This window comes from Saccharomonospora iraqiensis subsp. iraqiensis, from assembly GCF_000430445.1.
GTDB classification, from domain to species: Bacteria; Actinomycetota; Actinomycetes; order Mycobacteriales; family Pseudonocardiaceae; genus Saccharomonospora; species Saccharomonospora iraqiensis.
This window is the reverse complement of record NZ_KE387119.1, coordinates 11,332-13,339: the sequence shown is the minus strand read 5'-3', so window position 1 is coordinate 13,339 and position 2,008 is coordinate 11,332. Positions and strand designations below refer to the sequence as shown.

Genomic DNA, 2,008 nt, shown 5'->3' with positions numbered 1-2,008 from the left:
GGGGGCACCGGCCGCGAGGCCGGGCCCCGCGAGTGCGATGCCCACCGTGGCGGCCGCGGCGGTGAGCGCGAACTTTCTCAGCGACACGGATCTCTCCTCCTGGCGGTGTCGTCGAAACCCCGGGCACGCCAGAACGCGCGCCCGGAACGGAACCGACCCCGGGAAACGATCGCGAAAAACGCCGACCCTCCCGGTGGGGATACATCCGGGAACACGCCTGTGGGCTGCTTCCGGGAAAGTGTCCTCCCGGTTCCGTGAAACCCTTTCTCGGGTCGACCACACGATGCGGTTCCCCGAACCGGGATGTCAACGCCGCTGGGAAACGACGAACCGTTCTGAGAATGCCGTGTCAGGCGGATGACCAGGAACAACCGACGATCCCCGCGGGAATCATCGGGAACGGATACCGGCGATTTCACCGATGGTCCCGCCGACGGGGCGCACACACGACCCGGTGCCCGCCCCACCGGACGGGCACCGGACCCACGCCCCTCAACCCCCGCGCCGGGCGGGGGCCGGTCTCACCCGCTGGAGACCGCGCACTGCCCCCGGTCCACCCGCTGCGGCGGACCCGCCGACGGACGCGGGTCGAAGTCGAAGATCTCCGTCGGCACGTACAACGTCGCGCACGCGTTCGGGATGTCCACCACCCCCGAGAACCGGCCCTCCACCGGCGCCGCCCCCAACAGCAGATACGCCTGCTCCGGGGTGTAGCCGAACTTCGTCAGATAGTCGATCGCGTGCAGACACGCCCGCCGGTAGGCCAGCTGCGAGTCCAGATACCGCTGCTCACCCGACTCGGTCACCGACAGCCCCGGGAACGTGAGGAACTCGGTGTAGCGCGGTTCCACCCGGCCGGGCACGAACATCGGCGTCGACATCCCGTAGGTGTCCATCCCGCCCTTGATCACGTCCACGTGCAGGTCGATGTAGCCGCCCATCTCGATCGCCCCGCAGAAGGTGATCTCCCCGTCGCCCTGGGAGAAGTGCAGATCACCCAACGACAACTTCGCCCCGGACACGAACACCGGGTAGAACACCCGCGAACCGCGCGAGAGGTTCTTGATGTCCTGGTTGCCGCCGTTCTCCCGCGGCGGCGCCGTGCGCGCGGCCTCGGCCGCCACCCGGTCGAACTCCGCCCCGGACAACGACCCCAGCAACGCGTCCGTCGGCTCCGGCGGCAACGCCAACGGCGGCACCCGCTGCGGATCCGTGTCGATCAACGCCCGCTCCCGCGCGTTCCACTCACCCAGCAGCTCCGCCGTCGGCGCCGTGCCCATCAACCCCGGGTGCGCGATGCCATTGAACGACACCCCCGGCAGGTGCCGCGACGTCGCCGTCTGCCCGTGGAAGTCCCACACCGCCTTGTACGCGTCGGGGAAACGGTCGGTGAGGAACCCGCCCCCGTTGTCCCGCGCGAAGATGCCGGTGTAGCCCCAGCCCTGACCCGCCACCGGCCCCGACTCCTGCGGCACCGGCCCCATCTCCAGGATGTCCACCACCAACAGGTCACCCGGCTCGACACCCTCCACCGCGATCGGCCCGGACAACTGGTGCACCATCGCGATGTTCACGTCCCGCACGTCGTCGGCCGAGTCGTTGTTCCCGATCGTCCCGTCGAACCACTCCCGGCACTCGATCCGGAACTCCTCACCCGGCCGCACCGACACCGCCGCGGGCACATCCGGATGCCACCGGTTGTGCCCGAGCACGTCCTGCTCGGCGAACGACCGCGACTGGTCGACGGAGAACTTCACCTCGGGCATGCCCGACCTCCTGCTGTGGCTGGAACGACACGACCCACGAGGCGCACACCCGCCACGACACGCGCAGAACGAAGGAGGCGCCCGACACCTGCGTGCCCTCGTGGTCGCAGCGGGCATTCCCGACGCCGCGCCCCCGAAACGACGCCCCCGTCCCACCGGCGCCGCACCACCCGTTGGTGCGAAACACGCCGGCCACCCGCCGACACCCGCACCCGCGCGCGGCGGCCGGGGTCAGTCCTCCC

General features: G+C 70.3%; 1 protein-coding gene. It reads right to left on the bottom strand.

From position 1 onward, the window contains the following. Nucleotides 1-521: 521 nt before the first annotated feature. Nucleotides 522-1,766, bottom strand: coding sequence for a formamidase (fmdA, locus tag ACTIR_RS0117585; RefSeq protein WP_026455261.1), 1,245 nt, complete (start codon nucleotides 1,764-1,766; stop codon nucleotides 522-524). Nucleotides 1,767-2,008: the final 242 nt, after the last annotated feature.

What these genes read in the sequence shown, in the direction of transcription:
- fmdA (WP_026455261.1), bottom strand. Translation starts at nt 1,766, where the DNA reads ATGCCCGAGGTGAAGTTCTCCGTCGACCAGTCGCGGTCGTTCGCCGAG.